Genomic DNA, 258 nt, shown 5'->3' on the forward strand with positions numbered 1-258 from the left:
TGGCAGCTGCGCGGGCGGCGTGCTCCATGATTGCGGACAGGGTTTCGGCAGGCATCCCGCGCAGCGTTTCGCGGTTCTGCGCACCGTCAAGCCCACGGTCCACAAGAGCGGACAGCAGCCCTGCCATGAACGAATCGCCCGCGCCCACGGTGTCCACAACGTCCACGGAGGGTGCGGTGATCCGGGCTTCACCAGCCCTGGTAACCCCCCACGGTCCTTCTGCGCCGCGCGTAACCACCACCAGCGCCGGTCCTGCCG

At 69.0% G+C, this 258-nt stretch carries 1 protein-coding gene; it reads right to left on the reverse strand.

Translation table 11 applies throughout. The annotated features are described in order from the left end of the window. The coding region (locus SB764_RS42015; RefSeq protein WP_410867038.1) for a PfkB family carbohydrate kinase at window positions 1–241 on the reverse strand (241 nt) is incomplete at its 3' end. Window positions 242–258: the final 17 nt, after the last annotated feature.

Origin of the sequence: Paraburkholderia sp. SIMBA_027 (assembly GCF_046535315.1) — a bacterium.
In the GTDB taxonomy this organism is placed as follows: domain Bacteria; phylum Pseudomonadota; class Gammaproteobacteria; order Burkholderiales; family Burkholderiaceae; genus Paraburkholderia; species Paraburkholderia tropica.